The organism is Streptomyces tirandamycinicus, assembly GCF_003097515.1.
Lineage (GTDB): Bacteria > Actinomycetota > Actinomycetes > Streptomycetales > Streptomycetaceae > Streptomyces > Streptomyces tirandamycinicus.
This window is the reverse complement of the sequence record NZ_CP029188.1, coordinates 2,723,674-2,749,432: the sequence shown is the minus strand read 5'-3', so window position 1 is coordinate 2,749,432 and position 25,759 is coordinate 2,723,674. Positions and strand designations below refer to the sequence as shown.

Here is a 25,759-nt window from a genome sequence, read left to right as displayed (position 1 = left end):
CAGGTACAGACACGGGACGGTGGATTTTCGAATCAGGCGAGATGCTTGGCCAGGAGGTACTCCGTGACACCCGGCGGGTAGTCGGGCACCCGGCCGACGATCTCGTAGCCGTGCTTCCGGTAGAAGCCGGGCGCCTGGAAGTCCCATGTCTCCAGCCGGGACCAGGAACAGCCGCGCCCGAGACGGGCCTCGCGCTCGGCCGCGGCGAGGAGCTGGGAACCCAGCCCCGCCCCGCGGTGCGGGGCGTCGACCCAGAGGAGGTCGACGTGGAGCCAGCGCGCCCAGGTGCGGCCCGTCAGGCCCGCGGCCAGCTCCCCGGTCGCCTCCTCCACCACCCAGACCTGCAAGGGGACTTCGTCCTTGTGCGGGCTCGCCCCCAGGGCGCGCATCACCGGGGAGCGCTGGGCGTTGGCGGCGTCGAGCCTTTCACCGAGCAGGCTGAGCCGTTCTTTGTCGACTTCTGTCTCAAAACGAAACATGCGGCACACCCTAAACACAGCGTGCAACCAGTTCTGCAAATGCCCTTCCCCTCACGGCCACCGGCCGTACTCTGAGCACATGCACCGGTGGGGGCCGGTGCTGATCAGGGGGCGAATCAGTCGGGTACGACGCCCGGGGCGGGGTAGTGGTCAATTCGCGGCGGCGGCCGTGACGGCCCACCCTCTCCTGCCGGGCGCCGTGCCCGTCGATGCGTGACCTCCGCCGGAAATCGCAGCCAGGGGGTGTCTGTGGTCCGTATCCGGGTTCTCGTCGTGGACGACCACCGGATCTTCGCCGAGTCCCTCTCCGCGGCACTCGCCGCCGAGCCGGACGTCGAGGTCGCCGCCGCGGGCAGTGGCCCGGCCGCGCTGCGCTGCCTCGAGCGCGCGGCAGCCGAGGGGCGCAGATTCGATGTGATGCTGGTCGATGCCGACTTGGGGATCGCGACGGCACCGCAGGTCCCCGTGGTCGCACGTGCCGTCCCCGACAACGGCGACGGCTTCGTCGACGGGATCTCCCTGGTCGCCGCGGTCCGCACGGCCCGGCCCGCCGTTCGCACGGTGGTGCTCGCCGAGAAGGACGATCCGCGGCGGGCCGCTTCGGCGCTCCAGGCCGGCGCCTCGGGCTGGGTGGCCAAGGACTGCTCGCTGCAGCGGCTGCTCACCGTGATCCGGGGTGTGCTGCGGGACGAGACGCATCTGCCTCCCGCGCTGCTCACCGGCGTACTGCGGGAGCTCACCGCGGCGCGCAAGCACCGCACCGAGAGCGAGCGGCTCGTGGAGTCGCTCACCCCGCGGGAGCGGGAGGTACTGCGCTGCATGGTGGCCGGTCTGGGCCGCAAGGCGGTCGCCGAGCGGCTCTTCCTCTCTCCGCACACCGTGCGCACCCATATGCAGAACGTGCTCGGAAAGCTCGGCGTCCACTCGACCCTCGCGGCGGTGGCGCTGGCCCGCCGGGCCGGCGTCGGCCCCGCGGAGCTGGCGTCGTCAGCCGGGGACGTTGTCGAACGGGGCGGTCAACTGGCGTAGCAGTCCGGCGAGTTCGACGCGCTGGGCCCGGGACAGCTCGGCCAGGATGGCGCGCTCCTGGTCGAGGAGGCCGGCGAGTGCCTGATCGGCGCGGTCCCGTCCCTCGGTGGTGAGCCGCACCAGTACACCGCGCCGGTCGCTGGGGTCGGGGAGCCGCCCGACCAGGCCCTTCTTGGCGAGCCGGTCGATGCGGTTGGTCATCGTGCCCGAGGTGACCAGGGTCTGCGTGAGCAGCTGGCCGGGGGAGAGCTGGTACGGTGCGCCCGCGCGCCGCAGCGACGTCAGGACGTCGAACTCCCAGGGTTCAAGATTGTGCTCGGCGAACGCGATCCTGCGCGCGCGGTCCAAGTGGCGCGCCAGTCTGGAGACGCGGCTGAGCACCTCGAGCGGTTCCACGTCGAGGTCGGGGCGCTCGCGGCGCCAGGCAGCGACCAGTCGGTCGACCTCGTCCTCCATGGCGATCAGTGTAAAGGGTCTGTCGACGTGAAGTCTCTTGAGATCAAGATATATTTGGATGGACTATTGGGCATGGTCGGGCCGGAGCTCACTTCCGGTTCCGGCGAACATTCCAGCAAGGGGGATCAGACATGCATTCCGTTCCAACCTGGGATCCACAGCAGTACCTGAGGCACTCCGGCCACCGGGCCCGCCCGTTCCTCGATCTTCTCGGCCGCATACCCGAACTGCCCCACGCGGACCGGCCACCCCGCATCGCCGACCTCGGCTGCGGCCCCGGCAACGTCACCGTGCTCCTCGCCGACCGCTGGCCGGACGCGCGGATCACCGGATTCGACCTCTCACCCGAGATGCTCGCCCGCGCCGAGGCGGAGTACGCCGGCACCACGGCCGGCGGCGGCTGGATCGACTTCCGCCTCGCCGACGCGGCCCACTGGACCCCCGACGAGCCCTACGACCTCATCGTCTCCAACGCCGCTCTCCAGTGGGTGCCCAACCACCCCGAATCCTTCGCCGCCTGGATCGACGGCCTCGCACCCGGCGGCACCTTCGCCTTCCAGGTGCCCGGCAACTTCACCTCGCCCAGCCACGCGCTGCTCGGCGAACTCTGCGACACGCCGCAGTGGCGCGCCCGCCTCGCCGGCCAGGGCCGCCGATTCGTCCACATACTGGACCCGGCCGACTACCTCCTCCGGCTCGCCGACCTCGGCTGCGAGACGGACACCTGGGAGACGACCTACCTCCAGCTGCTCACCGGCGAGGACCCCGTCCTGGACTGGGTGAAGGGCACCGCGCTGCGCCCCGTCCTCACCGTGCTCGACGGGGACGAGGAAGCCACCGACGAGTTCCTCTCCCAGTACCGCGACCTGCTCCGCAAGGCCTATCCGCCCGGGCCGCACGGAACGGTCTTCCCGTTCCGCCGCATCTTCGCCGTCGCCCGCAAACCGCGGTAGGCCCGCCGGGAAAGGACGCGTCACCGTGCCGACCGCCCTCGATCACGTCCGGCTCGCCGTGCCCGCGGGCTCCGAGGAAGCGCTGCGCGCGTACCACGGCGGCGCCCTCGGGATGACGGAGACCACCCAGCCGCCGCCGCTCGCCGTCCGCGGCGGCTGCTGGTTCCGGTCCGGCGACGTTTGGCCGCACCTCGGCGTCGACCCCGGATTCCGCCCCGCGCGCAAGGCCCACCCGGGGCCGCGGGTGACCGGTGTCGAGACGCCCGCCGAGCGCCTGCTCGCCCATGGCGCCCAGGTCGCCCGCGACGAGGATCTCCTCGGGTACCGCCGCTCCTTCCCGAAGGACCCGGTGGGCAACCGGCTGGAGTTCCCGGAACCGGTGCGGTGACCGGCCCGCCGCCCGGCCGGTGTCCCTCCCGCGACGAACGGGGGACCGGACGCCGGCCGGGCGCGGCGCCCGCTCGGTGATCCGCGCGGTGCGGGTGCGCCATGGCGGCGCTTCCCGCCCGGCGCACGCCCCCGACGCCCGGTACACGCCCTCGATGCCCCCGACGCCCGGCGCACGCCCCTACCGCGCCCCGCCCGCGCACGGCTTCTACCGCGCCCGCCCGGCGCACGCCCCCGACGCACCGCGCCCGGCGGCCGCGCGTCGCGCCGCATCCGGTGCATCCGGCCCGCCGCGCGCCGCACCCGGCTCAGCTCTTGCGGTGCCCTATCAGACGCGGCTTCTGCTCCATCCCGTCCAGCCCGTGCCAGGCCAGATTCACCAGATGCGCCGCGACCTCCGCCTTCTTCGGCTTGCGGGCGTCCAGCCACCACTGACCGGTCAGCGCCACCATCCCCACCAGCGCCTGCGCGTACAGCGGCGCCAGCTTCGCGTCGAAGCCCCTGTTCTTGAACTCCATCCCCAAAATGTCCTCGACCTGTGTCGCGATATCGCTGATCAGCGACGCGAACGTGCCCGTGGACTGGGCGACCGGCGAATCACGGACCAGGATGCGGAACCCGTCCGTATACGTCTCGATGTAGTCCAGCAGTGCGAACGCCGCCTGCTCCAGCAGCTCCCTCGGATGCCCCGCGGTCAGCGCCCCGGTCACCATGTCCAGGAGCTGGCGCATCTCCCGGTCGACCACGACCGCGTACAGGCCCTCCTTGCCGCCGAAGTGCTCGTACACCACCGGCTTGGACACCCCGGCCTTCGCCGCGATCTCCTCCACCGACGTGCCCTCGAAGCCCTTCGCCGCGAAGAGCGTGCGACCGATGTCGAGCAGCTGCTGGCGGCGCTCCGCCCCGGTCATCCGGACCCTGCGCCCCCGCCGGGGCTTCTCACTGCTGGTGCTGCTGCCGTCGATCGCCACGCCCTCAATCATGCCGCCTCCGCGGCTTCCTCCCGGCGCCGGGCGGCGATCCGGTCCGCACTCGGCCAGCGCACGTCGTACGCCCAGCCCGCCTTCTCGAACCAGCGGATCAGCCGGGCACTGGAGTCGATCTGCCCGCGCATCACACCGTGCCGCGCGCTCGTCGGGTCGGCGTGGTGCAGGTTGTGCCAGGACTCACCGCACGACAGCACCGCCAGCCACCACACGTTCCCCGAGCGGTCGCGCGACTTGAACGGGCGCTTGCCGACCGCGTGGCAGATCGAGTTGATCGACCACGTCACGTGGTGCAGCAGGGCGACCCGGACCAGCGAGCCCCAGAAGAACGCGGTGAACGCGCCCCACCACGACATCGTCACCAGTCCGCCCACCAGCGGCGGGATCGCCAGCGACACGACCGTCCAGATCGCGAACTGGCGGGAGATCGCCCGGATCGCCGGGTCCTTGATCAGATCCGGCGCGTACTTGTGCTGCGGAGTCTGCTCCTCGTCGAACATCCAGCCGATGTGAGCCCACCAGAGGCCCTTCATCAGCGCCGGGACCGTCTCGCCGAAACGCCACGGCGAATGCGGGTCGCCCTCGGCGTCGGAGAACTTGTGGTGCTTGCGGTGGTCGGCCACCCAGCGCACCAGCGGGCCCTCCACGGCCAGCGACCCCATGACCGCGAGCGCGATCCGCAGCGGCCGCTTCGCCTTGAAGGAACCATGGGTGAAGTAGCGGTGGAAGCCGATCGTGATGCCGTGGCAGCCGATGTAGTACATCGCCACCAGCAGGCCGAGGTCGAGCCAGCTCACCCCCCAGCCCCACGCCAGCGGTACCGCCGCCAGCAGCGCGAGGAAGGGCACCGTGATGAACAGCAGCAGGGCGAGCTGCTCGATCGAGCGCTTGCTGTCGCCGCCCAGCGTGGCGGACGGAAGGTCGGGAGCGGACGACTTCCGGGCGTCGTCGAGCACATCGGGGCTTGTGGTCATGGGGAGTCCCCTGGGGGGTGAGGGTGCAACTGAACCATTCGGCTACGGAACCGTAACCTACGGGCACGTAAGTATGGCAGCGCGAAGCCTCGCGGCAAGAGGCCGGTGGACAACGCCGTGTGAACGGACACCTATCCTTGGAGTCGTCGGACAGCGCGGTCCGCAAAGCCTCCGGAAAAACCTCCAGACGTGCTCAAACACTGCAAGGAGCCGCACCTGTGAGCAGTGCCGACCAGACCTCATCCGCCAGCGCAGAGCTGCGTTCCGACATCCGCCGACTGGGCGATCTGCTGGGCGAGACCCTCGTACGGCAGGAAGGCCCCGAGCTCCTCGACCTCGTCGAGCGCGTACGCGCCCTGACCCGGTCCGACGGCGACGCCGCCGCCGAGCTGCTCGGCGAAACCGACCTGGACACCGCCGCCAAGCTGGTGCGTGCATTTTCCACGTACTTCCATCTTGCCAACGTGAGCGAGCAGGTGCACCGCGGCCGCGAGCTGCGCGAGCGCCGCGCCGCCGAGGGCGGGCTGCTCTCCCGCACCGCCGACATGCTCAAGGAGGCGGACCCCGAGCACCTGCGCGAGACCGTGCGCCACCTCAACGTGCGGCCCGTCTTCACCGCACACCCCACCGAGGCGGCCCGCCGCTCCGTGCTCAACAAGCTCCGGCGGATCGCCGAGCTGCTGGAGACCCCGGTCAACCCCGCCGACCGCCGCCGGCACGACCTGCGGCTCGCCGAGAGCATCGACCTGATCTGGCAGACCGACGAGCTCCGCGTCGTGCGCCCCGAGCCCGCCGACGAGGCCCGCAACGCCATCTACTACCTCGACGAGCTCCACGCGGGCGCCGTCGGGGACGTCCTGGAGGACCTCGCCGCCGAGCTGGAGCGCGCCGGCGTCGAGCTGCCGCCCGGCACCCGGCCCCTCACCTTCGGCACGTGGATCGGCGGCGACCGCGACGGCAACCCCAACGTCACCCCCGAGGTGACCCGCGAGGTCCTGATCCTCCAGCATGAGCACGGCATCACCGACGCCCTCGAGGCCGTCGACTCGCTGCGGGCATTGCTGTCCAACTCGATCCGCTACGCCGGCGCCACCGAGGAACTGCTGGAGTCCCTCCAGACCGACCTGGAGCGCCTCCCGGAGATCAGCCCCCGCTACAAGCGGCTCAACGCCGAGGAGCCCTACCGGCTCAAGGCCACCTGCATCCGGCAGAAGCTCGTCAACACCCGCGAGCGGCTCGCCAAGGGCACCCCCCACGAGCCGGGCCGCGACTACCTCGGCACCGCCGAGCTGCTGCAGGACCTCACCCTCGTCCAGACGTCGCTCCGCGCGCACCGCGGCGGGCTGTTCGCCGACGGCCGCCTCGACCGCACCATCCGCACCCTCGCCGCCTTCGGGCTGCAGCTCGCCACCATGGACGTCCGCGAGCACGCCGACGCCCACCACCACGCCCTCGGCCAGCTCTTCGACCGGCTCGGCGAGGAGACCTGGCGCTACGCCGACATGCCGCGCGAGTACCGGCAGAAGCTGCTCGCCAAGGAGCTCCGCTCCCGGCGGCCGCTCGCCCCCACCCCGGCACCGCTCGACGCGGCCGGCGCCAAGACCCTCGGCGTCTTCCACACCGTGAAGGAAGCCTTCGAGCGCTTCGGACCCGAGGTCATCGAGTCCTACATCATCTCCATGTGCCAGGGCGCGGACGACGTCTTCGCCGCCGCCGTGCTGGCCCGCGAGGCCGGACTGGTCGACCTGCACGCCGGCTGGGCCAGGATCGGCATCGTCCCGCTGCTGGAGACCACCGACGAGCTCCGGGCCGCCGACGTCATCCTCGACGAGATGCTCGCCGACCCGTCCTACCGCAGGCTCGTCGCCCTGCGCGACGACGTCCAGGAGGTCATGCTCGGCTACTCCGACTCCTCCAAGTTCGGCGGCATCACCACCTCGCAGTGGGAGATCCACCGGGCCCAGCGCAGGCTCAGGGACGTCGCCCACCGCTACGGCGTCCGGCTGCGGCTGTTCCACGGCCGAGGCGGCACCGTCGGCCGCGGCGGCGGCCCCACCCACGAGGCGATCCTGGCCCAGCCGTGGGGCACCCTGGAGGGCGAGATCAAGGTGACCGAGCAGGGCGAGGTCATCTCCGACAAGTACCTCATCCCCTCCCTGGCCAGGGAGAACCTGGAGCTGACGGTCGCCGCGACCCTCCAGGCGTCCGCCCTGCACACCGCGCCCCGGCAGAGCGACGAGGCCCTCGCCCGCTGGGACGCCGCGATGGACATCGCCTCCGACGCCGCCCACGCCGCCTACCGCAGACTGGTCGAGGACCCGGACCTGCCGGCGTACTTCTTCGCCTCCACCCCCGTCGACCAGCTCGCCGACCTGCACCTGGGATCCCGGCCCTCCCGCCGTCCCGACAGCGGCGCCGGACTGGACGGGCTGCGCGCCATCCCCTGGGTGTTCGGCTGGACCCAGTCGCGGCAGATCGTGCCCGGCTGGTTCGGCGTCGGCTCCGGACTGCGGGCCCTGCGCGAGGCGGGCCAGGACGCCGTCCTGGAAGAGATGTACGAGAAGTGGCACTTCTTCCGGAACTTCATCTCCAACGTCGAGATGACCCTCGCCAAGACCGACCTGCGGATCGCCCGCCACTACGTGGACACCCTCGTGCCGGAGGAGCTCAAGCACGTCTTCGGCGACATCGAGGCGGAACACGAACTGACCGTCCGGGAGGTGCTGCACGTCACCGGCGGCGAGCAGCTCCTCGACTCCCACCCGGGGCTCCAGCAGACCTTCGGGATCCGGGACGCCTACCTCGACCCGATCTCCTACCTCCAGGTCTCCCTGCTCGCCCGGCAGCGCGCCGCCGCCGAGCGCGGCGAACCGGCCGACCCGCTGCTGTCGCGGGCGCTGCTGCTGACGGTCAACGGCGTCGCGGCCGGACTGCGCAACACGGGCTGACACCCGCCCGTACCGCACCCCGTCGCCGGGGGCCCGGGAGACCTCCCGGGCCCCCGGGCTCGCTCCCGGACCCTCGGGGCTCGCTCCCGGGCCCCCGGCGGCAGGTGGGACGGTTCGGCCGGCCGGCAGGCGCCCTCCCCCCGGGCCGGAGCGGAACCTCAGAGCGCGAAGAACGCGCCCACCAGCAGCGCACCGCCCGCGGCGGCCGTCGCCCAGGCGGTCCGCGGCATCCGCAGACCGCCGCCCACCACACACGCCGCGAGCAGCAGCGCACCACCGAGCGGCAGCCAGGCGTGCAGCGCCCCGGGCCAGCCGGAGCGGACGACCTCGTCCGTCCCCGGCTTCACCACCACGTCCAGCCGCGCGCCCTCGGACACCGCCACCGACCGCTCGATGGCCATGCCCGTACGCGCACCGCCCGGGCCCTCGGGATCGAACAGGCCCGTGCACACCGTCTCACCGCAGTCGGCGACGGTGAGCCTCCCGTGCTCACGGCCCTTGGACAGCAGCACGTGCTGGGCCGTGCCCCAGGACGACCAGAAGCCGGCGACGAGCAGCAGCAGTGCCACCGCGGCCATGGACACACGTCGGCCGTGGTCGAGTATCCGGCCGGAGGAGTTCCGCTTCATGGGGCCGGATCCTTCGGCACCCGACCGCGCCCGGTCAACTTCCGACCGCTGCTATGGGGCGCTTGTCAGGAGTTGTACGCACTCTGCGCCCGCTCCAGCCCCTCCGTCACCAGACACTCCACCGAATCCGCCCCGCGGTCCACGAAGTAGTCCAGCTCCTTGCGCTCCGCACCGGAGAAGTCCTTCAGCACGAAGTCGGCCACCTGCATCCGCCCCGGCGGACGCCCGATCCCGAACCGCACCCGGTGGTAGTCCGAACCCATCGCCTTCGTCATCGACTTCAGACCGTTGTGCCCGTTGTCACCACCCCCCAGCTTCAGCCGCAGCACCCCGAAGTCGATGTCCAGCTCGTCGTGCACCGCAACCACCTGCGCCGTCGGAACCTTGTAGAAGTCCCGCAGCGCCACCACCGGACCACCCGAAAGATTCATGTACGACATCGGCTTCGCCAGGACCACCCGCCGGCTCCCCGGACCGACGGGACCGATCCGGCCCTCCACCACCTGCGCCTGCGCCTTGGCCGCGCGCTTGAACTTCCCGCCCATCCGCTCCGCGAGCAGGTCCACGACCATGAACCCCACGTTGTGGCGGTTCCCGGCATAGCCCGGCCCCGGATTCCCCAGCCCCACCACCAGCCAGGGCGCGCCGGTGTCGTCCGCCGTCATGACCGTCTCCTCATGGCCGTCTCCTCATGACCGTCTCCACGCGACGGTCTCCACGCGACGGTCTTCTCATGACCGCCTTCTCGAGTCCGCACAGAGTCCCAGAACAGAGAACAGAGAACGGGGTGGCGGGCCGCGCGGCCCGCCACCCCGTCAAGCAGAGCGTACGGCTCAGGCCTCGGCGCCCTCGGCGGCCGGGGCCTCGCCCTCCTCGCCCTCCTCGGCCTCGGCAGCCGGCTCCTCGGCCTGCGCGGCCAGGACCTGCAGCACGACCGCGTCCTCGTCCACCGCCAGGGTCACGCCCTTCGGCAGCTCGACGTCCTTGGCGTGGACGGAGGCACCGGCCTCCAGGCCCTCGACGGACACCGTGAAGGACTCGGGGATGTGGGTGGCCTCGGCCTCGACCGGCAGCGCGTTCAGCACGTGCTCCAGCAGATTGCCACCGGGCGCCAGCTCACCCTCGGCCTGCACCGGAACCTCGACCGTGACCTTCTCGCCGCGCTTCACCAGCAGCAGGTCCACGTGCTCCAGGAAGCCCTTCAGCGGGTCGCGCTGCGCCGCCTTCGGGATCGCCAGCTCCTTCTTGCCCTCGATGTCCAGCGCGAGCAGGACGTTCGGGGTACGCAGCGCCAGCAGCAGCTCGTGGCCCGGCAGCGTCAGGTGGATCGGGTCGGAGCCGTGACCGTACAGAACGCCGGGGACCTTGTCCTCGCGACGGATGCGCCGAGCGGCGCCCTTGCCGAACTCGCTGCGGAGCTCCGCGGAGATCTTCACCTCGGACATGTGCACTCCTCGTATGTGGTGACGAACATGAACAGTCACCCGGCCACGACCGGCCTGCTACGAAGAGCGCGTCGATAACGGACCGCCGTACGCGAAACGGTACGGCCTCCCTCGCCGAGCAACCCGGTGAGTCTACCCGGAGGGAGGCCGCAGCCTAAATCGATCAACGGTCACCGATCGGCGCCCGGCGACCAGCGACCGCCGATCAACGGTCGGGCGGGACCGCGTGACCGCGGTCCTCCCGCTCCGTCCTACTGCTCCCGTCCTACTGCTCCTCGAACAGGCTCGTCACCGAGCCGTCCTCGAAGACCTCGCGCACGGCGCGCGCGATGGTCGGAGCGATCGACAGGACGGTGATCTTGTCCAGTTCCAGATTGCCCGGGTCCGGGAGCGTGTCGGTGAAGACGAACTCGCTCACCTTCGAGTTCTTCAGGCGGTCCGCCGCCGGACCCGACAGCACACCGTGCGTGGCCGTCACGATCACGTCCTCGGCGCCGTGGGAGAACAGCGCCTCCGCGGCCGCGCAGATCGTGCCACCGGTGTCGATCATGTCGTCGACGAGGACGCAGACCCGGCCCTCGACATTGCCCACGACCTCGTGGACCGTCACCTGGTTCGCCACGTCCTTGTCGCGGCGCTTGTGCACGATCGCCAGCGGCGCGTCCAGACGGTCGCACCAGCGGTCCGCGACCCGCACCCGGCCGGCGTCCGGGGACACCACCGTCAGCTTCGAGCGGTCGACCTTCGCGCCGACGTAGTCCGCCAGCAGCGGCAGTGCGAACAGATGGTCCACCGGGCCGTCGAAGAAGCCCTGGATCTGGTCGGTGTGCAGATCCACCGTGAGGATCCGGTCCGCACCGGCCGTCTTCATCAGGTCCGCGATCAGCCGCGCCGAGATCGGCTCGCGCCCGCGGTGCTTCTTGTCCTGACGCGCGTATCCGTAGAAGGGCAGGATCACCGTGACGCTCCGCGCGGAAGCCCGCTTCAGAGCATCGATCATGATCAACTGCTCCATGATCCACTTGTTGATGGGGGCCGTGTGGCTCTGCATCAGGAAGCAGTCCGCGCCACGCGCCGACTCCTGGAAGCGGACATAGATCTCACCGTTGGCGAAATCGAACGCCTTGGTCGGCACCAGGCCGACCCCCAGCTGGTGGGCGACCTCCTCGGCCAGCTCGGGGTGGGCGCGGCCGGAGAAGAGCATCAGCTTCTTCTCGCCGGTCGTCTTGATCCCGGTCACAGCAACTGTCTCCTCAGACGTGTCTCTCCGCTGCCGATCCGCCCGTGCCCTGTGCGGCGAGCCAGCCGAATCATGTGCACGTATCACGGTACGCCGAGATCGGCGCACCCGTTTTCGGTCAGCCCTCGCGCTCGACGGCCTCGGCCGCGGCCTGAGCCGCCTGCGCCGCCGCGCTGCCCGGACGCTTCCGCGCCACCCAACCCTCGATATTCCGCTGCTGGCCGCGGGCCACGGCCAGCGAACCCGCGGGCACATCCTTGGTGATCACCGAACCCGCCGCGGTGTACGCACCGTCCCCGACTGTGACAGGAGCAACAAACATGTTGTCCGAGCCCGTCTTGCAGTGGGAGCCGATCGTCGTGTGGTGCTTCGCCTCGCCGTCGTAGTTCACGAACACCGAGGCCGCACCGATGTTGGTGTGATCGCCGATCGTCGCGTCGCCCACATACGACAGGTGCGGCACCTTGGTGCCCTCGCCGATCGTCGCGTTCTTCATCTCCACGTACGTACCGGCCTTGGCACTCGTGCCCAGCCGCGTACCCGGACGCAGATACGCGTACGGACCCACCGACGCCGACTCGCCGATCACCGCGCGGTCCGCCACCGTGTTGTCCACCCGCGCACCCCGGTGCACCACCGTGTCCCGCAGCCGCGTGTTCGGGCCCACCTCGGCGTCCTCCGCCACATGCGTCGCACCCAGCAACTGCGTACCGGGGTGGATCACCGCGTCCCGCTCGAACGTCACCGTCACGTCCACCAGCACCGACGCCGGGTCCACCACCGTCACACCGGCGGTCATCGCCCGCTCCAGCAGCCGCCGGTTCAGCAGCCGGCGCGCCTCGGCCAGCTGGACCCGGTTGTTGATCCCCAGGATCTCCCGGTGGTCCCCGGCCATCGACGCACCCACCCGGTGCCCCGCCTCACGCAGGATCCCGAGCACGTCCGTCAGATACTCCTCGCCCTGGCTGTTGTCCGTACGGACCTTGCCGAGCGCGTCCGCCAGCAGCCGGCCGTCGAACGCGAAGACACCCGAATTGATCTCCCTGATCGCCCGTTCGGCGTCGGAGGCGTCCTTGTGCTCCACGATCGCGGTCACCGCACCCGTGGCGGCGTCCCGCACGATCCGGCCGTACCCCGTCGAGTCCGGGACCTCGGCGGTCAGCACCGTCACCGCGTTGCCGTCCGCGGCGTGCGCGGCCACGAGCGCCGACAGCGTGGCACCGGAAAGGAGGGGGGTGTCGCCGCAGACCACCACGACGGTGCCGTCCGGCGCCTGGCCCAGCTCCTCCAGCGCCATCCGCACGGCGTGCCCCGTGCCGTTCTGCTCCGCCTGGAACGCCGTGCGCGTCCCCTCGTAGTGCGCCGCGAGGTGCCCCTCGACCTGCTCGCTCGCGTGTCCCACGACCACGACGAGCTGCTCGGGCTCAAGCTCGCGGGCCGCGGACACGACATGCCCGACGAGCGAGCGTCCGGCGATCTCGTGCAGGACCTTGGGGGTCTTCGACTTCATGCGGGTGCCCTCACCCGCGGCGAGGACGACGACGGCGGCCGGGCGGTTGGCGCTCACGGGAATGCCCTTCGGCTTTCGGGTGGTGGACACCCGAAGGATACCGGGGGCATACAGGCGTGAAATAAGTGCGGGTCCTGACCGTGGGGTCAGGACCCGAACTGAGCAGGCTTGCTCCCGGGGGAGGACTCGAACCCCCATGATCAGAACCAAAATCTGACGTCTTGCCCTTAGACGACCCGGGATTGCCGCTATGTCCGATTTGGTGGATCGGCTGCGGACGCAGCCCCTACTATGCCGTACCACCAGCCTTCGATGCGACGGTACAGCTCGGCGCTCCGCCGGACCGCGATCACGAGGCAACCCCGGTAGTGCGTGTCCACGTTCTTGCGGACGGTCTTCGGGTTGTGGCGCTTGAGCGTGGTCTTGCCGAAGGTCGACACGTCCGCTTCCACCAGGTCGGCCCAGTACCGCTCGGCGGCACGCACATCGGCGGACTCATGGATCATCACGTGGTACCGCAGGTGGACCCGCTCCACTCCGACCAGGTCGAGCCACGCCAGGAACAGCGCGATCACTCCGGGGTCGCTGTTGACGAAGATGACCCGCTCCCGGCGAGCGTGCGGCTTGTCCTTGGTGCCTTCGGCCCAGTACAGCCCCACCCCGACGAGGAACAACTCCCGCTCGGTCAGCGTGCCGATCTCCCGCCGGGCGGTGTCCTTGGTCGCCTGACGCGCCGCCTCCCGCCTCGGGCCCTCGTGCTCCCACCGCTTCCGGGCGGCCAGACTCGCCTGCTCCGACGGCGTGCGCGGAACCGGCTTCGGCAGGTCCCGTACCCAGAGGGAGATCGAGCTCTTCGAGCAGCCCAGTTCGACCTGGATCCGGTCGTAGGTCATCCCCTGGCTGCGGAGCTCGCGCGCCTTCGCCCGGAGGTCGTCCTTGGCGTTGGGGCGCCTGGTCCAGTCGGGCGGGGGCTCGCCCTTCACCAGGCGGTTGAGGACGTCGTTGTTGCCGATGTGGAGCCGGTCGCGGATCTGGCGCAGGCTGAGGCCCTCGCGGCGGAGTGCGATCGCCCGTCTGCGGAGGTCTTCGAAGTCGGCGTGTCCGCCGGTCGTGGAGGTCATGTGCCCAGGCTCGTCCGGAATGCGGACGTCCGGGTCGGCCATGTGGTCGATTCGCCGGTTCGGGCGATCGTCGCGGTTCACGGCCCCTTTCGCTCACGTTTCGTGCTGTGGAAGCCGCCGGAAATCCGCTCGACCGCTTTCGTACGCTGTCAGACATGACCACAACGGGGGCACACCGGGACTCTGCGGACGGCAGACGGGACGGCAGACGGGACGGCGCACCGGCTGGCACGCCGGGCGGCAGCTTGGACGGCAGGCCGGATGGCGGGCCGGGCGGCAGGCGGCGTGGCGGGTCCGATGGCGAGCCGGGCCGCGGTCCGGGGGGCGGTCCGGGGGCCGCGTCGCCGCGGAGGCCGTCGTGGAGGTCGCTGTGGTGGGGGCGGCGGCGGAGCGCGGTGCTGGACGTGGGGCTCGCTCTCCTCTCCGCGGCGGAGTGCGCGCTGGAGGGGGTGCGGTTCTCGGAGACGGTCGCGCTGCCCGTGCCGGTGGGGGTGGTCTTCGGGCTGCTCGCCGGGTCGGTGCTGGTGCTGCGCCGGCGCTGGCCGGTCGCCGTGGTGCTGGTGTCGATCGCGATCACACCGGCCGAGATGGGCTTTCTGATGGCGATCGTGGGGCTGTACACGCTCGCCGCCTCGGAGGCGCCGCGGCGGGTGATCGCGGCGCTGGCGGGGATGTCGCTGCTGGGGACGCTGATCGTCACGTTCGTGAGGACGCGGCAGGACGTGGCGGCGGCCGACTTCGACCCGGGGTCCTGGTATGTGCCGGTGGTGTCGGTCGTGATGTCGATCGGGCTGACCGCCCCGCCGCTGCTGCTGGGGCTGTACGTGGGGGCGCGGCGGCGGCTGATGGAGAGTCTGCGGGAGCGTGCGGTCAGTCTGGAGCAGGAGCTGTCGCTGCTGGCGGACCGTGCGGAGCAGCAGGCGCAGTGGGCGCGTACGGAGGAGCGGACGCGGATCGCGCGGGAGATGCACGACGTGGTGGCGCACCGGGTGAGTCTGATGGTGGTGCACGCGGCGGCGTTGCAGGCGGTGGCGTTGAAGGATCCGCAGAAGGCGGTGCGGAACGCGGCGCTGGTGGGGGACATGGGCCGGCAGGCGTTGACGGAGTTGCGGGAGATGCTGGGGGTGTTGCGGTCGGGCGAGGAGGTCGTGGCGCGGGCGGCGGCGGAGCCGGTGCCGTTGGCGGCGGTGGGTGCGGCGGCCGCGGCCGCGGCGGAGGCCGCCGAGGCCGCCGAGGCCGCAGCCGCGGGGGAGGGGCCGTCGTTGGCGGATCTCGGTTCGCTGGTGGAGCAGTCGCGGGTGGCGGGGATGGTGGTGGAGCTCTCGGTGCAGGGCGAGTCGCGCACGTACCGGCCGGAGGTGGAGCAGACGGCGTTCCGGGTGGTGCAGGAGGCGTTGACGAACGTCCACAAGCATGCGGCGGGTGCGAAGGCGTGGGTGCGGGTCGCTCATCGTGAGGCGGAGATCGCGATGCAGGTGGAGAACGGCCCGTCGCGGCGGGGTGCGGCGGATGCGGGTCTGCCGAGCGGGGGGAACGGCCTGGTGGGTATGCGGGAGCGGGTGTCGGCGCTGGGTGGGGTGTTCGTGTCGGGGCCGACGGACGCGGGTGGTTTCCGGGTGTCGGCGGTGTTGCCGATGGAGTCCCCGGTGGGGTCGCAGGCGGAGTCGCCGGTGGTGTGAGGCCCGGTGGCCGGGGGTGGTGACGGTCCGGCCGAGGGGCCCGCGTCCCCGGCCGGACCCGTTTCGCCGGTGGGCCGCCGCTCGCGTGCACGGGTCGCGCTTCGGTGGTGCGCCGGTGGTGGCGGCTCAGGGCATGGTGAGGCGTGCCGGCTGGTTGCCGTTGACGAGGGTGATGAGCGCCTGGTCGAGGTCGGGGCCGAGGTACCAGTCGCCGGTGTGGTCGACGCTGTAGACGCGGCCTCGGGCGTCGACGGCGAGGACGGCTTGTGCGTCGCCTTCTTCTCCGAGTTCTTCTCCGAGGGGCGCGATCTCGGTGTCGAGTGCGCGGCCGAGATCGCCGAGGGTGCGGGCGAGGTGGAGTCCGGCGAGGGGGTCGAGGCGGAGGGCCGCGGGTGCCGTCTGGCGGCCGGGTCCGGGCGGGGTGATGTGGAGGGCGCCGAACTCGGCCCAGGCTTCGACGGCGGCCGGGAAGACGGTGTGCCGGTGGCCGCCGGGGGAGACGTGGGCGCGGAGGGTGTCGGCCCAGTGCTCGGCGAGTTTGATGTCCCAGCGGCCCGGCTGCCATCCCGCGTCGCGCAGGGCCGCGTCGACGGCGACGGGGAATCGGGTGGTGCTGAGGGGGTGGTCGGGCATGTGCGTGCGTTCAGCCGTTCTCGGTCTGGGCGGGTTCGACGGTGCGTACGCCGAAGTGGGCGAGCATCGCCGCGCAGGAGCGGCAGGGGGCGGCGTAGCTGCCGTGGAGGGGGTCGCCGTCCTCCCGGATGCGCCGGGTGGTGAGTTTGGCGTGCTTGAGGGAGCGGCGGGCTTCGCCGGGGGTGAGTGGTTTCCGCCGGGCGCGTTTGGATCGTGCGGCGTCGGTGGCGCCGATGTGGCGGGAGAGCAGGATGGCTTCGGGGCATCGGCCGGTGAAGCGCTCGCGCTGGCCGCTGGTGAGGGTGTCGAGGAAGTCCTGTACGAGCGGGTGGAGGTCGGGCGTCTGGTCTCCTCTGGCCGCGGTGCAGGTGAGGGTCGTGCCGCGGACGGAGAGCGCGGCGGCGACGGTGGGCAGGATTCCGTCGCGGCGGAAGCGGAGTGCGGGCGGGCGGACTGCGGACTCCGCGCTGCTCCAGCTGAGCCTGGGGTCGCCTGTTGTGGCTGCCGGCGACGGTTGCGGTGCCGTGTGCATGGTGCTGTTGTCCCTCCCTGCAATCCCCCGAGTTGCTGGGACAGCCTGCCAAATGGGGCGGGCGGTGTGGAAGCGGGGTGGCTGAAAGGTGTGGCTGTGTCGTCCTGTCCTGGTCGGAGGGTTACGCGGAGATGATGGCCGGTTACGGGAACGGAGCGGCGGTGGCCGCTGTTGCCCCACCGCATAGGCTGTGGTGAACCAGCAGGACGCAGCAGGGGGCATACCGCCATGACGACAGGTCGGATGGGGCTGGGGGCACCTCCCGGCCCCCAGGGCCGGGGGAACGCAGCGCCGCCGAACGCGGCCTACGCCGGACAGGTCGTTCACTTCCCGGACCCGGTGAGGGCTGCTCGGCATTCTATGGGCGTTCGGGTGGACGAGCACGGTTTTCCGGATTTCTCGCCGTATGCGCGGGCGGTGGCGGAGGTCGCGGAGCCCCCGGAGGGCTTCGGTGTCGACGAACTGCGGCTGACGGACTACGTGTCGGCGAACACGGCGCAGGCCGCGGCCGGTCATGAGCTGTGGGACACGATTCCCCCGGTGGCGACGCCGCACGGCTGGACATGGCATCACGTGGCGGGGAGCCGTCGGCTGGAGCTGGTGCCGGTCGAGGTGAAGGCGCTGCTGCGGCATCACGGCGGGGTGGCGACGGCCGTGGTGGACCACGGCAAGCGTGGCACCCGTCCGCTGCGGGAGACGCGGCCGGTGCACTTCGGTCTGCCGAAGGGTGCGGTGTCGGTGTCGGAGCAGCAACTGCTGGGAGTGGAGGAGGACTTGGGGTATCGCCTGCCGGGTGCGTACCGCTCCTTCCTGAAGGCGGCCGGGGGGTGCGCGCCGGTGGGCGTGGCGCTCGACGCGGAGCTGGGGATGCTGGTGGACCAGCCGTTCTTCACGGTGCGGGAGGAGGCGGCGGTCAACGACCTGGTGTACGTGAACAAGTGCCTGCGGGACCATCTGACGAAGGACTACCTCGGGGTCGGTTTCGTCCAGGGCGGGCTGCTGGCGGTCAAGGTCCGTGGTGCGGACGTGGGTTCGGTGTGGTTCTGCGCGTACGACGACGCCCGGGACCGGGACGGCTGGACGGTGGCGGAACGGGTGGAGAGCCTGCTGCTGCCGTGCGGCGAGGACTTTGACGCGTTCCTGCAGAGGCTGGTGGGGAATCCGCCGGAGTTGGAGACCGTGGCGAACCTGATGGTGGACGGCGGTTTCGCCCGTGCCGTCCCGGTGGGGGAGTGAGCTTCTCGATGGTGACGTTCGCGCAGGCGCAGGAGCGTGCGGAGGAGTGGGTCAACGGCGACGTGCCCGCCTACCAGCACCGTGAGGTGCGGGTACGGGAGTTCGAGCTGGGCTTCGTGGTGTGGGCGGAGGACCGCCCGGAGGGGCCGACGTCGGACGGCGGCCGGCAGCGCATGGTGATCGCCCGGGACAGCGGGGAGGCCACGTTGTGGCCGGGCCTGCCGGTGGGTGAGGTGATCCGCCGCTACGAGGAGGAGTACGGCGCTCCCGCGACGGGTGCGGCTCCGGCCGCGGCGCCGCCGGAGCGGATCGATCTGAACCAGACGTCGTTCCTGCTGAGTCCCCCGGAGTGGTTGCAGGACGCGGCGGACCAGCTGGGCATCGCGGATCAGCGGGCGGCGCGCGGCGACGCCGGTCCGTCTTCGGCGGGCGGGTCTTCGACGGACGGGTCGACGGGCGGGTCTTCGACGGGCGGTTCGGCGGTGGGCGCGCCGGTGGCGGGCGGGTCCGCCGGCCCTGGTGGGAGTTCCGGCTCGGCGCGGCCGGCGCGGGATGCCGACGCCCCCCGGGACGGGACCGGTGGCGGTGTGACGAGCGGCCGTGGTTCGCATGTGGGGGGAAGCGCGTGGCCGGGTACGGCGGCGGCCTCGGCCGCCGGTGCGTCGGGGACGCCTGCCGCGGGTGTGGCCGGGGTGTCGGGGACGCCCGCCGCGGGGGTGGCGGGTGCGGCCGCGTCCGCCCCGGTCGGCGCCCGTCCCGGTGCCGGTGAGTACGAGCCGACCGCTCCCGACGGGGTGCCGGCCGCGCCGGTGGGCGCGACGCCGTGGGCGGGGACGGACACCAACGCCGGCCTGGACGACGGCTCCGTACCGCTGCCCGCGACGGTGTTCGCGCCGCCGCTGGTGGGTGCCGACGACGAGGACGACGAGCCGCCGTCGGCGGGCGCGGACGCTCCGACGGCGCTCATGGCGGGCGGGAGCCGGTTGCCGCGTACGGCGGTGGCGCCCGCCCTCGACCCCGAGCAACAGGGTGCCGGTGCCGGTGCCGGTGGTGGTGGTGCTGGAGCTGGAGTTGGTGCCACGCCGCCTGCGGGCATGCCCGGGCCGCGTTCGGCGGGGGATCTGGCGGACGCCGCGACCAGTAGGGCCACGGTGCCGCCGCGCGGTGCGCGCGGCACCGGCCCGGCGACTCCTCCGCCGCCGGGCCGCCCGCCCGGCGCTCCGGGCGGCCGACCCGGTGTGACGCCGCCTGAGTCGGGGCCGGGCACATCGGGTGGTCCGGCGGGCGGGTACGTACCTACGCAGCTGGTCTCGCGGCCCGGTCCCGCGGAGCCGCAGCCTCCGGGCGTGCCGCAGCCTCCTGGTCCGCCGGGGGTTCCGGGTACTCCGCCGGGCGGGGTGCACCATGCGGCGACGGTGCTGGCGAACCCGAGTCCGCTCGCCGGGCCGGGTGCCGGTCCGGCCGGTCCGGGCGCGCCGCAGCCTCCGGGCGTGCCGCAGCCTCCTGGTCCGCCGGGGGTTCCGGGTACTCCGCCGGGCGGGGTGCACCATGCGGCCACGATGCTGGCGAACCCGAGTCCGGTCGGCCCCGGGGCGCCGCAGCCGCCTGGCCCTCCGGGGCCGGTACCGCACGCGCCCCCGTCCGGACCGCAGAACGCGTACGGCTACCCGCAGCAGCAGCAGCATCAGCAGCCGGCCGCTGTGCCGACCGTGGGCCCGGGCTACCAGGCCGTGCTGCGCTACCGCGCGCCCGACGGCACCGAGCAGCAGCTCATCCGTCGCTCGGCGCCGGGCACACCGCACCCGGAGTGGCAGATCTTCCACGAGCTGCGCGCGATGAACGTCCCCAGCGACCAGGTGCTGGAGCTGCACACCGAGCTGGAGTCCTGCGAGCTGCCCGGGGGCTACTGCGCCCGGATGATCCGGGAGACATGGCCGCAGGCCCGGATCACGAGCATCGCCCCGTACGGCAGGGACCACGCCGGCAGACAGGACGGGATGCGGCAGCTGCTGACCCACCAGGGCGAGTTGCACCAGGTCGCGGACGGCCCGGCGCGTCCCGCTCCGGTGCGCGCTCCGCTGCCGCAGGTGCAGCCGGCTCCGCCCGTTCCGCCGGAGGGGGTGGCACACGAGCTGGTGGGGTCGTTCGGGCCGCAGGGCATCTGCCGGTTCGACCAGCGGGCCGTTTCCCGCCAGGGCGTACCGGAGATCGTCGCGCGGACGCTGGTGTGGGCGGGCCTCCCGGCGGACTTCGGGCCGTTCTTCTGGGCGCAGCCGGCGAACCCGGTGGTGCCGACGCTGGCCGAGCTGGCCGCGCAGCGGCAGGTGCAGCCCGCTTCGGACGCGAATGCGTACCTGGTCGTGGGCAGTGACTTCGGCCGGGCGATCTGTGTCCAGTACGGGACCGCGCACATCGTGGCGGTGCCCGTGGAGGGCGGTCCGGGCGGGCAGTCGATCGCGCCTCAGTTCGTGAACAGCGGTCTGCCGGAGTTCACCCGCTCGTTGGCGCTGCTCGGCCGGATGTGGCGGCTGCGGTTCGGGCTCAACCCGGAGCAGGCGGGCCGATGGACCGTCGACTTCCAGGCGCAGCTCGCCACGCTGGACCCGGCGGCGCTGTCGTCGCGGGACAGCTGGTGGTCGGTGCTGCTGGAGCAGATGTGGGACGGGCTGATCTGACCCGCTGACGGCGGTCCCGGGCGGCGGAGCCGCTTCGCCGCTGACGGCCCGGGCACGGCCCCGGGGCTGACAGGGCTCCGACGACAACGGCTGCTGACGGCTCCCGACGGCTCCCGACGGCCCCCGGCGGCCCCCGGCGGCCGCCGTCGGCCCCCGGCGGTGGTGTCGCCGTTCGTGCCGCGGGCGGTCGGCCGGTGGCCGCCCGCTTCAGGCGAGCCGCCGAGCGCCGAGCCGGGTGCCGAGCTGTCGAGCGCCGAGCCGGTGCCGGGGTGCCGAGCCGCCGAGCCGGGTGCGGGGTGCGGCGCATCCGCGCGCCGGAGCGCGCGCCGTGTGGGCGCCCGCTCCGTCGTCCGGGTCGGCGGCTCGCTTCAGCGCGGCGGAGTGTCGCGTTTTGGGTGCTTCGCCGCGATCGAGCACGATGTTCCCGCGTCGACCGCTCCGAGAGGAGTCCAGGGATGAATGCGGGATCGGCTCATGGAGGGTTCGTCACCGTACGCGGCCGCGGCTACCGGCTGGATCAGGTCGACCGGTATGTCTCCGCGCTGGCGCGTGAGCGGGACGAGGCATGGCGGCGGGCAGCGCGGCTGACACGGGTGGTGGAGGAGCTGGCGGCGGAGGCGGTGTCGCTGCGGCAGTTCGCCGAGGCGCTGGGGCCGCCGACGTACGAGCCGCTCGGTCCGCGCGCCCAGGAGGTCCTCGACCTGGCGGAGAAGGAGGCGGCCGTGGTGCTGTCCGCCGCACGGGAGGAGGCGCGGGCCGTGTGCGAGGCGGCGGAGGCCGAGGCGCGCCGGCTGCGGGAGCTGGCGAGGGTGGGGGCGGGGCAGACCTGTGAGGAGGCGGACGCGCGGGCGCGGCGGATGCTGCTGTCGGCGCGGGCCACGGCGGAGGAACTCCGCGACGCGGCACGGGTGGAGGCCGCGGCGGAACGCGGTGAGGCGATGGCCGTTCTGGAGGCGGCCAGGTGCCGGGCGGCCGGGATGCTCAAGGAGCTCGACCGGATGCGGGTGTCCCGCCGTTACGAGGCGGAGCGGGAACTGTCCGCGCGGGACGCGGAGACGGCGGAGCGGTACGGGGCCCTCACCGCGCGGGCGCGGGCCCGGCTGTCGGAGGCGCTGTGCGCGTTCGCCGAGGCCGAGGAGTCGGCCCGCCGTGGCCAGGAGGAGGCTCAGCTGGCGGCGGCGCGTCTGATGGAGGAAGCCGGTGTGCGGGCGGCGCGTGTCTCCCGGGAGACGGACCGGGTGCTGCGTGACCACGTGCGCCGGGCCGAGGAGATCCACGCGCAGCTGGACCACGTCCGGGAGGCTCTGACGGGTCTCACGGAACAGCCGCCGTCACCGGACTGACCCGCTCCGTGGTTCCCGAAACGGGAGTGCGCCGCGCCGTGGTTCTTGCCGCCGGACTGGCCCGGCCCCACGGTCCTTGTCGGGGAACCGGCCCGACCCTCACGGCCCCTGTCGCGGTACCGACCCCGCTCCGGTCCCTGCCGCGGCCGACCCGTCCGGTGCCCGCCGTCGACCGGGCCGACCTCACCGCGCAGACCCCACCTCCGGCCGTGTGCGGCCGCTTTCACGCCCCCTGCGAGCCGCCGCGTTCCGGACGCCGGCCCGTCCCGTGCCGGCCGGCACTAGATTCGCGGCATGACCGATCCCTCCTACCTGGCCGCGGTACGGGAGTCGTACGACACCGTGGCCGACGACTACGCCGCGCTCGTCAAACCTCCGTCCGCGCTGGACCCCCTGTCACGGTCGATGCTGTCCGCGTTCGCCGAACTCGTGCGGGCGGCCGACCGGGGACCGGTCGCGGACGTGGGCTGTGGACCCGGCAAGGTGACGGCACACCTGGCCGGGCTCGGAGTGTCCGCCTTCGGTATCGATGTGTCCCCGAAGATGGTCGAGTTGGCTCGCACCGCCTATCCGGAGCTGCGCTTCTCCGTGGGTTCCATGACCGCGCTGGAGATCGAGGACGACGCGCTCGGCGGCATCCTGGCCTACTACTCCACCCACCACACGCCTCCGGAGTCGCTGCCGGTGGTGTTCTCCGAGTTCCACCGCACCCTGGCGCCGGGCGGACACCTTCTCCTCGTCGGTCATGTGGGCGCCGGTGAGCACCGCCGTCCGGGACGGGCCTACGGCGGCCACTCGGTGTCCTTCGCCTCCTATCGCCTGCCCGTAGAGCAGCTCGCACGGCTGCTGAAGCACGCCGGGTTCAGCATCGACGCCCAACTGGCTCAGGAGCCCGGCGAAGACCTGCGGTGGAAGCTCGCCCACTTCCTCACCCACAAGCCGACCGCCGAGGAGTCCGGGGTGGCTCCCTGATTCCGTGACTCCCCGGCTCCCCGGCTCCCCGGCTCCCCGGCTCCCCGAGGTGTCTCGGAGGGACCCGCGGACGGCCCCGCCCCGTACCGCGGTTCAGGCGCCGTCGCGGCCCGTCGTCGCGCCGGCGAGGATTGCGGGCTCGATCTCGGCGTACCGCTCGCGCTGGGCGGACGCCTCGCGCGGCGCGCGGATGCTGCCGTACCAGCCGGCGAGGAATCCCGCGGGCACCGACACCAGACCCGAGGTGGTGTACGGGAACCAGTTGAAGTCGTGGTCGGGGAACACGGACTGCGGCGAGCCGGAGACCAGGTTGCTGCCGGTCATCAGCAGGATCGCGGTCCCGGCGCCCACGATCAGGGTCCACATCAGGCCCTGGCTGGTGTAGCGGCGCCAGAACATGCTGAAGACGAGCGCGGGGGCGACCGCGGACGCGCCGATGCAGAAGGACAGCGTCACCAGTGCCTGGAGGTTCCAGTGCTGGACGAAGGCCGCGAGTGCGATGGTGAGGAGGCCGATGCCCGCCGCGGCGCCGCGGGCGACGGCCATCTCGGTGGTGTGCGGGATGGCGGCCCGCCGTAGTCCGTGGGCGATGAGGTCGTGCGCAAGGGTGTTGGCGCAGGCGAGGGTGATGCCGGCGACCGAGGCCAGCAGGGTCAGGAAGATCGCCGTCGCCACGGTGGTGAAGACGAGGGACTCCAGCGTGTTGGCGTCCGCGCCGAGCACGGCCTGACTGACCAGCAGGAACGCGGTCTTGCCCTGGGGGTCGGCGAGGACGAGGTTCTTGTGGCCGACGATCGCGGCGGCGCCGAAGCCGATGACGACGAGCAGCAGGCAGGTCACGACCACGGTGGACACGGCCCAGGACATCGAGCGCCGCACGGCGGTGGCGCTGCGCGCGGTGAACATGCGCATGGTGATGTGCGGCAGCACCGCCGCGCCGAGCACGACCGTGAGCTGGGCGCTGATCATGTCGATCTCGTCGCCGCCGAACTGGAGCCCGGAGGTGAGGTAGAGGTCGCCCGCGCCGCTGCCCTTCTTGGCCGCGTCGAGCAGCCCGGGCAGGCTGAAGTCGAAGCGGTCCAGCACGAGTACGGCGATGATCGTGGCGGAGCCGAGCAGTACCAGGGTCTTGACGATCTGGATGAAGGCGGTGCCCTTCATTCCGCCGATCGCCGCGTACGAGATCATCAGCACGCCGAGGAACACGATCGCGCCCGTCTTGAACCCTTCGGCGTCGAAGCCGAGGACAAAGGCGAGCAGATCGCCGGCGCCCGCGAGTTGGAAGACGACCAGCGGCAGCAGCGCCGCGAGGGTGACCGCGCAGGCGGCGATGCGCACGGCGGGGCCGGGGGTGCGGCGGGTGAGGATGTCGCCCATGGTGAACCGGCCCGCGTTTCGCAGCGGTTCGGCGAGCAGGAACATCATCAGTACCAGGGAGAGCACGGTGCTCAGGGCGAGCGTGAGGCCGTCGTAGCCCACGAGGGCGATGACGCCGATGGTGGCGAGCACGGTCGAGGCGGAGATGTAGTCGCCTGCGATCGCGAGGCCGCTCTGCATGGGGGACAGGGAGCGGTAGCCGGTGTAGAACTCGTCCAGGTCGTCGCGGTCGGGGCCGGTCATCACGCACAGCAGCAGCGTCACGGTGACGACGGCGATGAACGCCACGAAGGACATGGTCTGGGCGTCGGAGTTGAAGCCGCTCATATGCGCATGCCTCCCGTGGGACGGTCCCAGGCGGAGCCGCCGGGCAGGTTCGGGCCGCCGTGCGGGTCCCCGGTCGTCGCGGCGGGCCGCCCCTCGTGGGCGGCCCTGATGGCGGCCGCGAGCGGGTCGACCCGGTGGTGGGCGATGCGTTCGTAGACCGTGATGGCGACCAGTGCCACGGGCAGGGTGAGGAGGCCGAGCAGCACTCCGGTGGTGAGGCCGCCGTTGATCCGTCCGGTCATCAGGTCGGGTGCGTAGGCGGACATCAGGAGGAAGAGCACGAAGTAGCCGAGTGCGGTGAGGGTCGCCACGCGGCGGAGCCTGCGGTAGCCGGCGCGGAGCCGGGGCAGTTCGTCGTCCGGGGCGGTGCCGGACGGCCCGCTGTACGGAGTGTGGCCGGACGGCCCGCTGTACGGGGTGCGGCCGGGCGGCTCGGTGTACGGGTCCGGGTGGGGCGCGGCGGGCGGCCAGGCGGCCGGGTCGCCGAACGGATCTCCGTACTCCCTGCCGGGCGGGGGATCTCCGTATCCCCGGCCGGGCGGCGGTTGCGGCGCGTACCGGGGCTGCCTCGCCGGGCCGGGGGGATCGGGGAAGTAGGGGTCGTACGACATGGTGCTGCTCCTTGCGGCGGCCCTCGGAAGGCCGGGCTCCCCCCGGGCACGCGGGGGCGGGAGCGGTACGCGTGCTCCGAGGGACAGAGGAACGCCCGTGCGCGCGGGGGCGCCGGGCGGTGTGGTGCGGGTGGTGCGGTGTGGTGCGCGTACGTTACTTGCCGGTAGAGGGCTGGCGTAAGGGGGTTACCGACTGGAAGGTATGTAGTTTTGGCAA

23 protein-coding genes and 1 tRNA gene are annotated in these 25,759 nt (G+C 72.2%); 9 read left to right on the top strand and 15 right to left on the bottom strand.

Translation table 11 applies throughout. The features are described 5' to 3' along the window. Window positions 1-32 precede the first annotated feature (32 nt). Entirely contained in the window at window positions 33-479 is a 447-nt protein-coding gene (locus DDW44_RS12115; RefSeq protein WP_017945750.1) for a GNAT family N-acetyltransferase, read from the bottom strand. A 249-nt stretch (window positions 480-728) separates the two neighbouring features. Here DDW44_RS12115 and DDW44_RS12110 point away from each other — a divergent pair, with 249 nt between their 5' ends. Next, complete coding sequence (locus tag DDW44_RS12110) at window positions 729-1,508, top strand: LuxR C-terminal-related transcriptional regulator (RefSeq protein ID WP_017945751.1); 780 nt, start codon at window positions 729-731, stop codon at window positions 1,506-1,508. Here the strand turns inward: DDW44_RS12110 and DDW44_RS12105 are convergent. Continuing rightward, the gene (locus DDW44_RS12105) at window positions 1,467-1,964 is read right to left on the bottom strand and encodes a MarR family winged helix-turn-helix transcriptional regulator (RefSeq protein WP_108906410.1); all 498 of its coding nucleotides are present in this window, start codon (window positions 1,962-1,964) and stop codon (window positions 1,467-1,469) included. The genes DDW44_RS12110 and DDW44_RS12105 overlap by 42 nt on opposite strands. Before the next feature lie 131 nt (window positions 1,965-2,095). On the opposite strand from DDW44_RS12105, the gene DDW44_RS12100 reads away from it, so the two are divergent. Together DDW44_RS12100 and DDW44_RS12095 are read left to right on the top strand one after the other, a co-directional pair. Beyond that, window positions 2,096-2,917: a trans-aconitate 2-methyltransferase gene (locus DDW44_RS12100; protein WP_018889797.1), complete on the top strand. Its 822-nt coding sequence runs from the start codon at window positions 2,096-2,098 to the stop codon at window positions 2,915-2,917. A 25-nt stretch (window positions 2,918-2,942) separates the two neighbouring features. Next, complete coding sequence (locus DDW44_RS12095; protein ID WP_108906409.1) at window positions 2,943-3,305, top strand: VOC family protein; 363 nt, start codon at window positions 2,943-2,945, stop codon at window positions 3,303-3,305. A gap of 307 nt (window positions 3,306-3,612) precedes the next feature. Here DDW44_RS12095 and DDW44_RS12090 read toward each other — a convergent pair whose 3' ends face one another. Both DDW44_RS12090 and DDW44_RS12085 read right to left on the bottom strand, forming a co-directional pair. Next, the gene (locus tag DDW44_RS12090; RefSeq protein WP_018889799.1) at window positions 3,613-4,287 is read right to left on the bottom strand and encodes a TetR/AcrR family transcriptional regulator; all 675 of its coding nucleotides are present in this window, start codon (window positions 4,285-4,287) and stop codon (window positions 3,613-3,615) included. Beyond that, window positions 4,284-5,264 carry an acyl-CoA desaturase gene (locus DDW44_RS12085; protein WP_026281655.1) on the bottom strand — a complete coding sequence of 327 codons (981 nt, stop codon included), beginning with the start codon at window positions 5,262-5,264 and terminating at the stop codon, window positions 4,284-4,286. The genes DDW44_RS12090 and DDW44_RS12085 overlap by 4 nt, the downstream gene beginning before the upstream one ends. Before the next feature lie 218 nt (window positions 5,265-5,482). Between DDW44_RS12085 and ppc the strand changes: the two genes are divergently transcribed. After that, on the top strand, window positions 5,483-8,212 hold the full coding sequence (gene ppc / locus DDW44_RS12080; protein WP_108906408.1) for a phosphoenolpyruvate carboxylase: 2,730 nt from the start codon (window positions 5,483-5,485) through the stop codon (window positions 8,210-8,212). Window positions 8,213-8,370: 158 nt separating this feature from the next. Here the strand turns inward: ppc and DDW44_RS12075 are convergent, their stop codons facing one another. From DDW44_RS12075 to DDW44_RS12045, 7 genes are all read right to left on the bottom strand, one after another. Further along, a complete protein-coding gene (locus DDW44_RS12075; protein ID WP_108906407.1) occupies window positions 8,371-8,841 on the bottom strand; it encodes a hypothetical protein in 471 nt (156 codons plus the stop codon). Window positions 8,842-8,906: 65 nt separating this feature from the next. Then, on the bottom strand, window positions 8,907-9,506 hold the full coding sequence (gene pth, locus DDW44_RS12070; RefSeq protein ID WP_018889802.1) for an aminoacyl-tRNA hydrolase: 600 nt from the start codon (window positions 9,504-9,506) through the stop codon (window positions 8,907-8,909). Between the two features lie 168 nt (window positions 9,507-9,674). Continuing rightward, the gene (locus DDW44_RS12065; RefSeq protein WP_017945759.1) at window positions 9,675-10,286 is read right to left on the bottom strand and encodes a 50S ribosomal protein L25/general stress protein Ctc; all 612 of its coding nucleotides are present in this window, start codon (window positions 10,284-10,286) and stop codon (window positions 9,675-9,677) included. 265 nt (window positions 10,287-10,551) lie between these two features. Further along, window positions 10,552-11,526: a ribose-phosphate diphosphokinase gene (locus DDW44_RS12060; protein ID WP_017945760.1), complete on the bottom strand. Its 975-nt coding sequence runs from the start codon at window positions 11,524-11,526 to the stop codon at window positions 10,552-10,554. Window positions 11,527-11,644: 118 nt separating this feature from the next. Further along, the gene (gene glmU / locus DDW44_RS12055; RefSeq protein WP_017945761.1) at window positions 11,645-13,093 is read right to left on the bottom strand and encodes a bifunctional UDP-N-acetylglucosamine diphosphorylase/glucosamine-1-phosphate N-acetyltransferase GlmU; all 1,449 of its coding nucleotides are present in this window, start codon (window positions 13,091-13,093) and stop codon (window positions 11,645-11,647) included. A 114-nt stretch (window positions 13,094-13,207) separates the two neighbouring features. Then, a tRNA-Gln gene (locus tag DDW44_RS12050) sits at window positions 13,208-13,278 on the bottom strand. Between the two features lie 6 nt (window positions 13,279-13,284). After that, window positions 13,285-14,157 carry a hypothetical protein gene (locus DDW44_RS12045; RefSeq protein WP_027733358.1) on the bottom strand — a complete coding sequence of 291 codons (873 nt, stop codon included), beginning with the start codon at window positions 14,155-14,157 and terminating at the stop codon, window positions 13,285-13,287. A 368-nt stretch (window positions 14,158-14,525) separates the two neighbouring features. On the opposite strand from DDW44_RS12045, the gene DDW44_RS12040 reads away from it, so the two are divergent. Beyond that, window positions 14,526-15,836 carry a sensor histidine kinase gene (locus DDW44_RS12040; RefSeq protein WP_108908809.1) on the top strand — a complete coding sequence of 437 codons (1,311 nt, stop codon included), beginning with the start codon at window positions 14,526-14,528 and terminating at the stop codon, window positions 15,834-15,836. 126 nt (window positions 15,837-15,962) lie between these two features. Here DDW44_RS12040 and DDW44_RS12035 read toward each other — a convergent pair whose 3' ends face one another. Next, complete coding sequence (locus DDW44_RS12035) at window positions 15,963-16,469, bottom strand: SUKH-3 domain-containing protein (protein WP_017945764.1); 507 nt, start codon at window positions 16,467-16,469, stop codon at window positions 15,963-15,965. A 10-nt stretch (window positions 16,470-16,479) separates the two neighbouring features. After that, window positions 16,480-17,001 (bottom strand): YwqJ-related putative deaminase, encoded by a 522-nt coding sequence (locus DDW44_RS12030; protein ID WP_108906406.1) that lies wholly within the window; start codon window positions 16,999-17,001, stop codon window positions 16,480-16,482. 228 nt (window positions 17,002-17,229) lie between these two features. Here DDW44_RS12030 and DDW44_RS12025 point away from each other — a divergent pair, with 228 nt between their 5' ends. The 4 genes from DDW44_RS12025 to DDW44_RS12010 all read left to right on the top strand — a co-directional run bounded on the left by DDW44_RS12025 (window position 17,230) and on the right by DDW44_RS12010 (window position 23,227). After that, window positions 17,230-18,237, top strand: coding sequence for an SMI1/KNR4 family protein (locus DDW44_RS12025; protein WP_108906405.1), 1,008 nt, complete (start codon window positions 17,230-17,232; stop codon window positions 18,235-18,237). Between the two features lie 8 nt (window positions 18,238-18,245). Then, complete coding sequence (locus tag DDW44_RS12020) at window positions 18,246-20,912, top strand: SUKH-4 family immunity protein (RefSeq protein WP_108908808.1); 2,667 nt, start codon at window positions 18,246-18,248, stop codon at window positions 20,910-20,912. A gap of 455 nt (window positions 20,913-21,367) precedes the next feature. Continuing rightward, on the top strand, window positions 21,368-22,255 hold the full coding sequence (locus DDW44_RS12015; protein ID WP_108906404.1) for a hypothetical protein: 888 nt from the start codon (window positions 21,368-21,370) through the stop codon (window positions 22,253-22,255). Window positions 22,256-22,549: 294 nt separating this feature from the next. Beyond that, window positions 22,550-23,227 carry a class I SAM-dependent methyltransferase gene (locus DDW44_RS12010; protein ID WP_108906403.1) on the top strand — a complete coding sequence of 226 codons (678 nt, stop codon included), beginning with the start codon at window positions 22,550-22,552 and terminating at the stop codon, window positions 23,225-23,227. Between the two features lie 93 nt (window positions 23,228-23,320). Here the strand turns inward: DDW44_RS12010 and DDW44_RS12005 are convergent, their stop codons facing one another. Both DDW44_RS12005 and DDW44_RS12000 read right to left on the bottom strand, forming a co-directional pair. Further along, a complete protein-coding gene (locus DDW44_RS12005; protein WP_108906402.1) occupies window positions 23,321-24,931 on the bottom strand; it encodes a sodium/solute symporter in 1,611 nt (536 codons plus the stop codon). After that, the gene (locus DDW44_RS12000; protein ID WP_108906401.1) at window positions 24,928-25,542 is read right to left on the bottom strand and encodes a DUF485 domain-containing protein; all 615 of its coding nucleotides are present in this window, start codon (window positions 25,540-25,542) and stop codon (window positions 24,928-24,930) included. The genes DDW44_RS12005 and DDW44_RS12000 overlap by 4 nt, the downstream gene beginning before the upstream one ends. Window positions 25,543-25,759: the final 217 nt, after the last annotated feature.

Coding starts and splice junctions, on each gene's coding strand:
- DDW44_RS12115 (WP_017945750.1), bottom strand. CDS start 479: ATGTTTCGTTTTGAGACAGAAGTCGACAAAGAACGGCTCAGCCTGCTC.
- DDW44_RS12105 (WP_108906410.1), bottom strand. CDS start 1,964: ATGGAGGACGAGGTCGACCGACTGGTCGCTGCCTGGCGCCGCGAGCGC.
- DDW44_RS12100 (WP_018889797.1), top strand. CDS start 2,096: ATGCATTCCGTTCCAACCTGGGATCCACAGCAGTACCTGAGGCACTCC.
- DDW44_RS12090 (WP_018889799.1), bottom strand. CDS start 4,287: ATGATTGAGGGCGTGGCGATCGACGGCAGCAGCACCAGCAGTGAGAAG.
- DDW44_RS12085 (WP_026281655.1), bottom strand. CDS start 5,264: ATGACCACAAGCCCCGATGTGCTCGACGACGCCCGGAAGTCGTCCGCT.
- DDW44_RS12075 (WP_108906407.1), bottom strand. CDS start 8,841: ATGAAGCGGAACTCCTCCGGCCGGATACTCGACCACGGCCGACGTGTG.
- pth (WP_018889802.1), bottom strand. CDS start 9,506: ATGACGGCGGACGACACCGGCGCGCCCTGGCTGGTGGTGGGGCTGGGG.
- DDW44_RS12065 (WP_017945759.1), bottom strand. CDS start 10,286: ATGTCCGAGGTGAAGATCTCCGCGGAGCTCCGCAGCGAGTTCGGCAAG.
- DDW44_RS12045 (WP_027733358.1), bottom strand. CDS start 14,157: ATGACCTCCACGACCGGCGGACACGCCGACTTCGAAGACCTCCGCAGA.
- DDW44_RS12035 (WP_017945764.1), bottom strand. CDS start 16,469: ATGCCCGACCACCCCCTCAGCACCACCCGATTCCCCGTCGCCGTCGAC.
- DDW44_RS12030 (WP_108906406.1), bottom strand. CDS start 17,001: ATGCACACGGCACCGCAACCGTCGCCGGCAGCCACAACAGGCGACCCC.
- DDW44_RS12025 (WP_108906405.1), top strand. CDS start 17,230: ATGACGACAGGTCGGATGGGGCTGGGGGCACCTCCCGGCCCCCAGGGC.
- DDW44_RS12020 (WP_108908808.1), top strand. CDS start 18,246: ATGGTGACGTTCGCGCAGGCGCAGGAGCGTGCGGAGGAGTGGGTCAAC.
- DDW44_RS12015 (WP_108906404.1), top strand. CDS start 21,368: ATGAATGCGGGATCGGCTCATGGAGGGTTCGTCACCGTACGCGGCCGC.
- DDW44_RS12010 (WP_108906403.1), top strand. CDS start 22,550: ATGACCGATCCCTCCTACCTGGCCGCGGTACGGGAGTCGTACGACACC.
- DDW44_RS12005 (WP_108906402.1), bottom strand. CDS start 24,931: ATGAGCGGCTTCAACTCCGACGCCCAGACCATGTCCTTCGTGGCGTTC.
- DDW44_RS12000 (WP_108906401.1), bottom strand. CDS start 25,542: ATGTCGTACGACCCCTACTTCCCCGATCCCCCCGGCCCGGCGAGGCAG.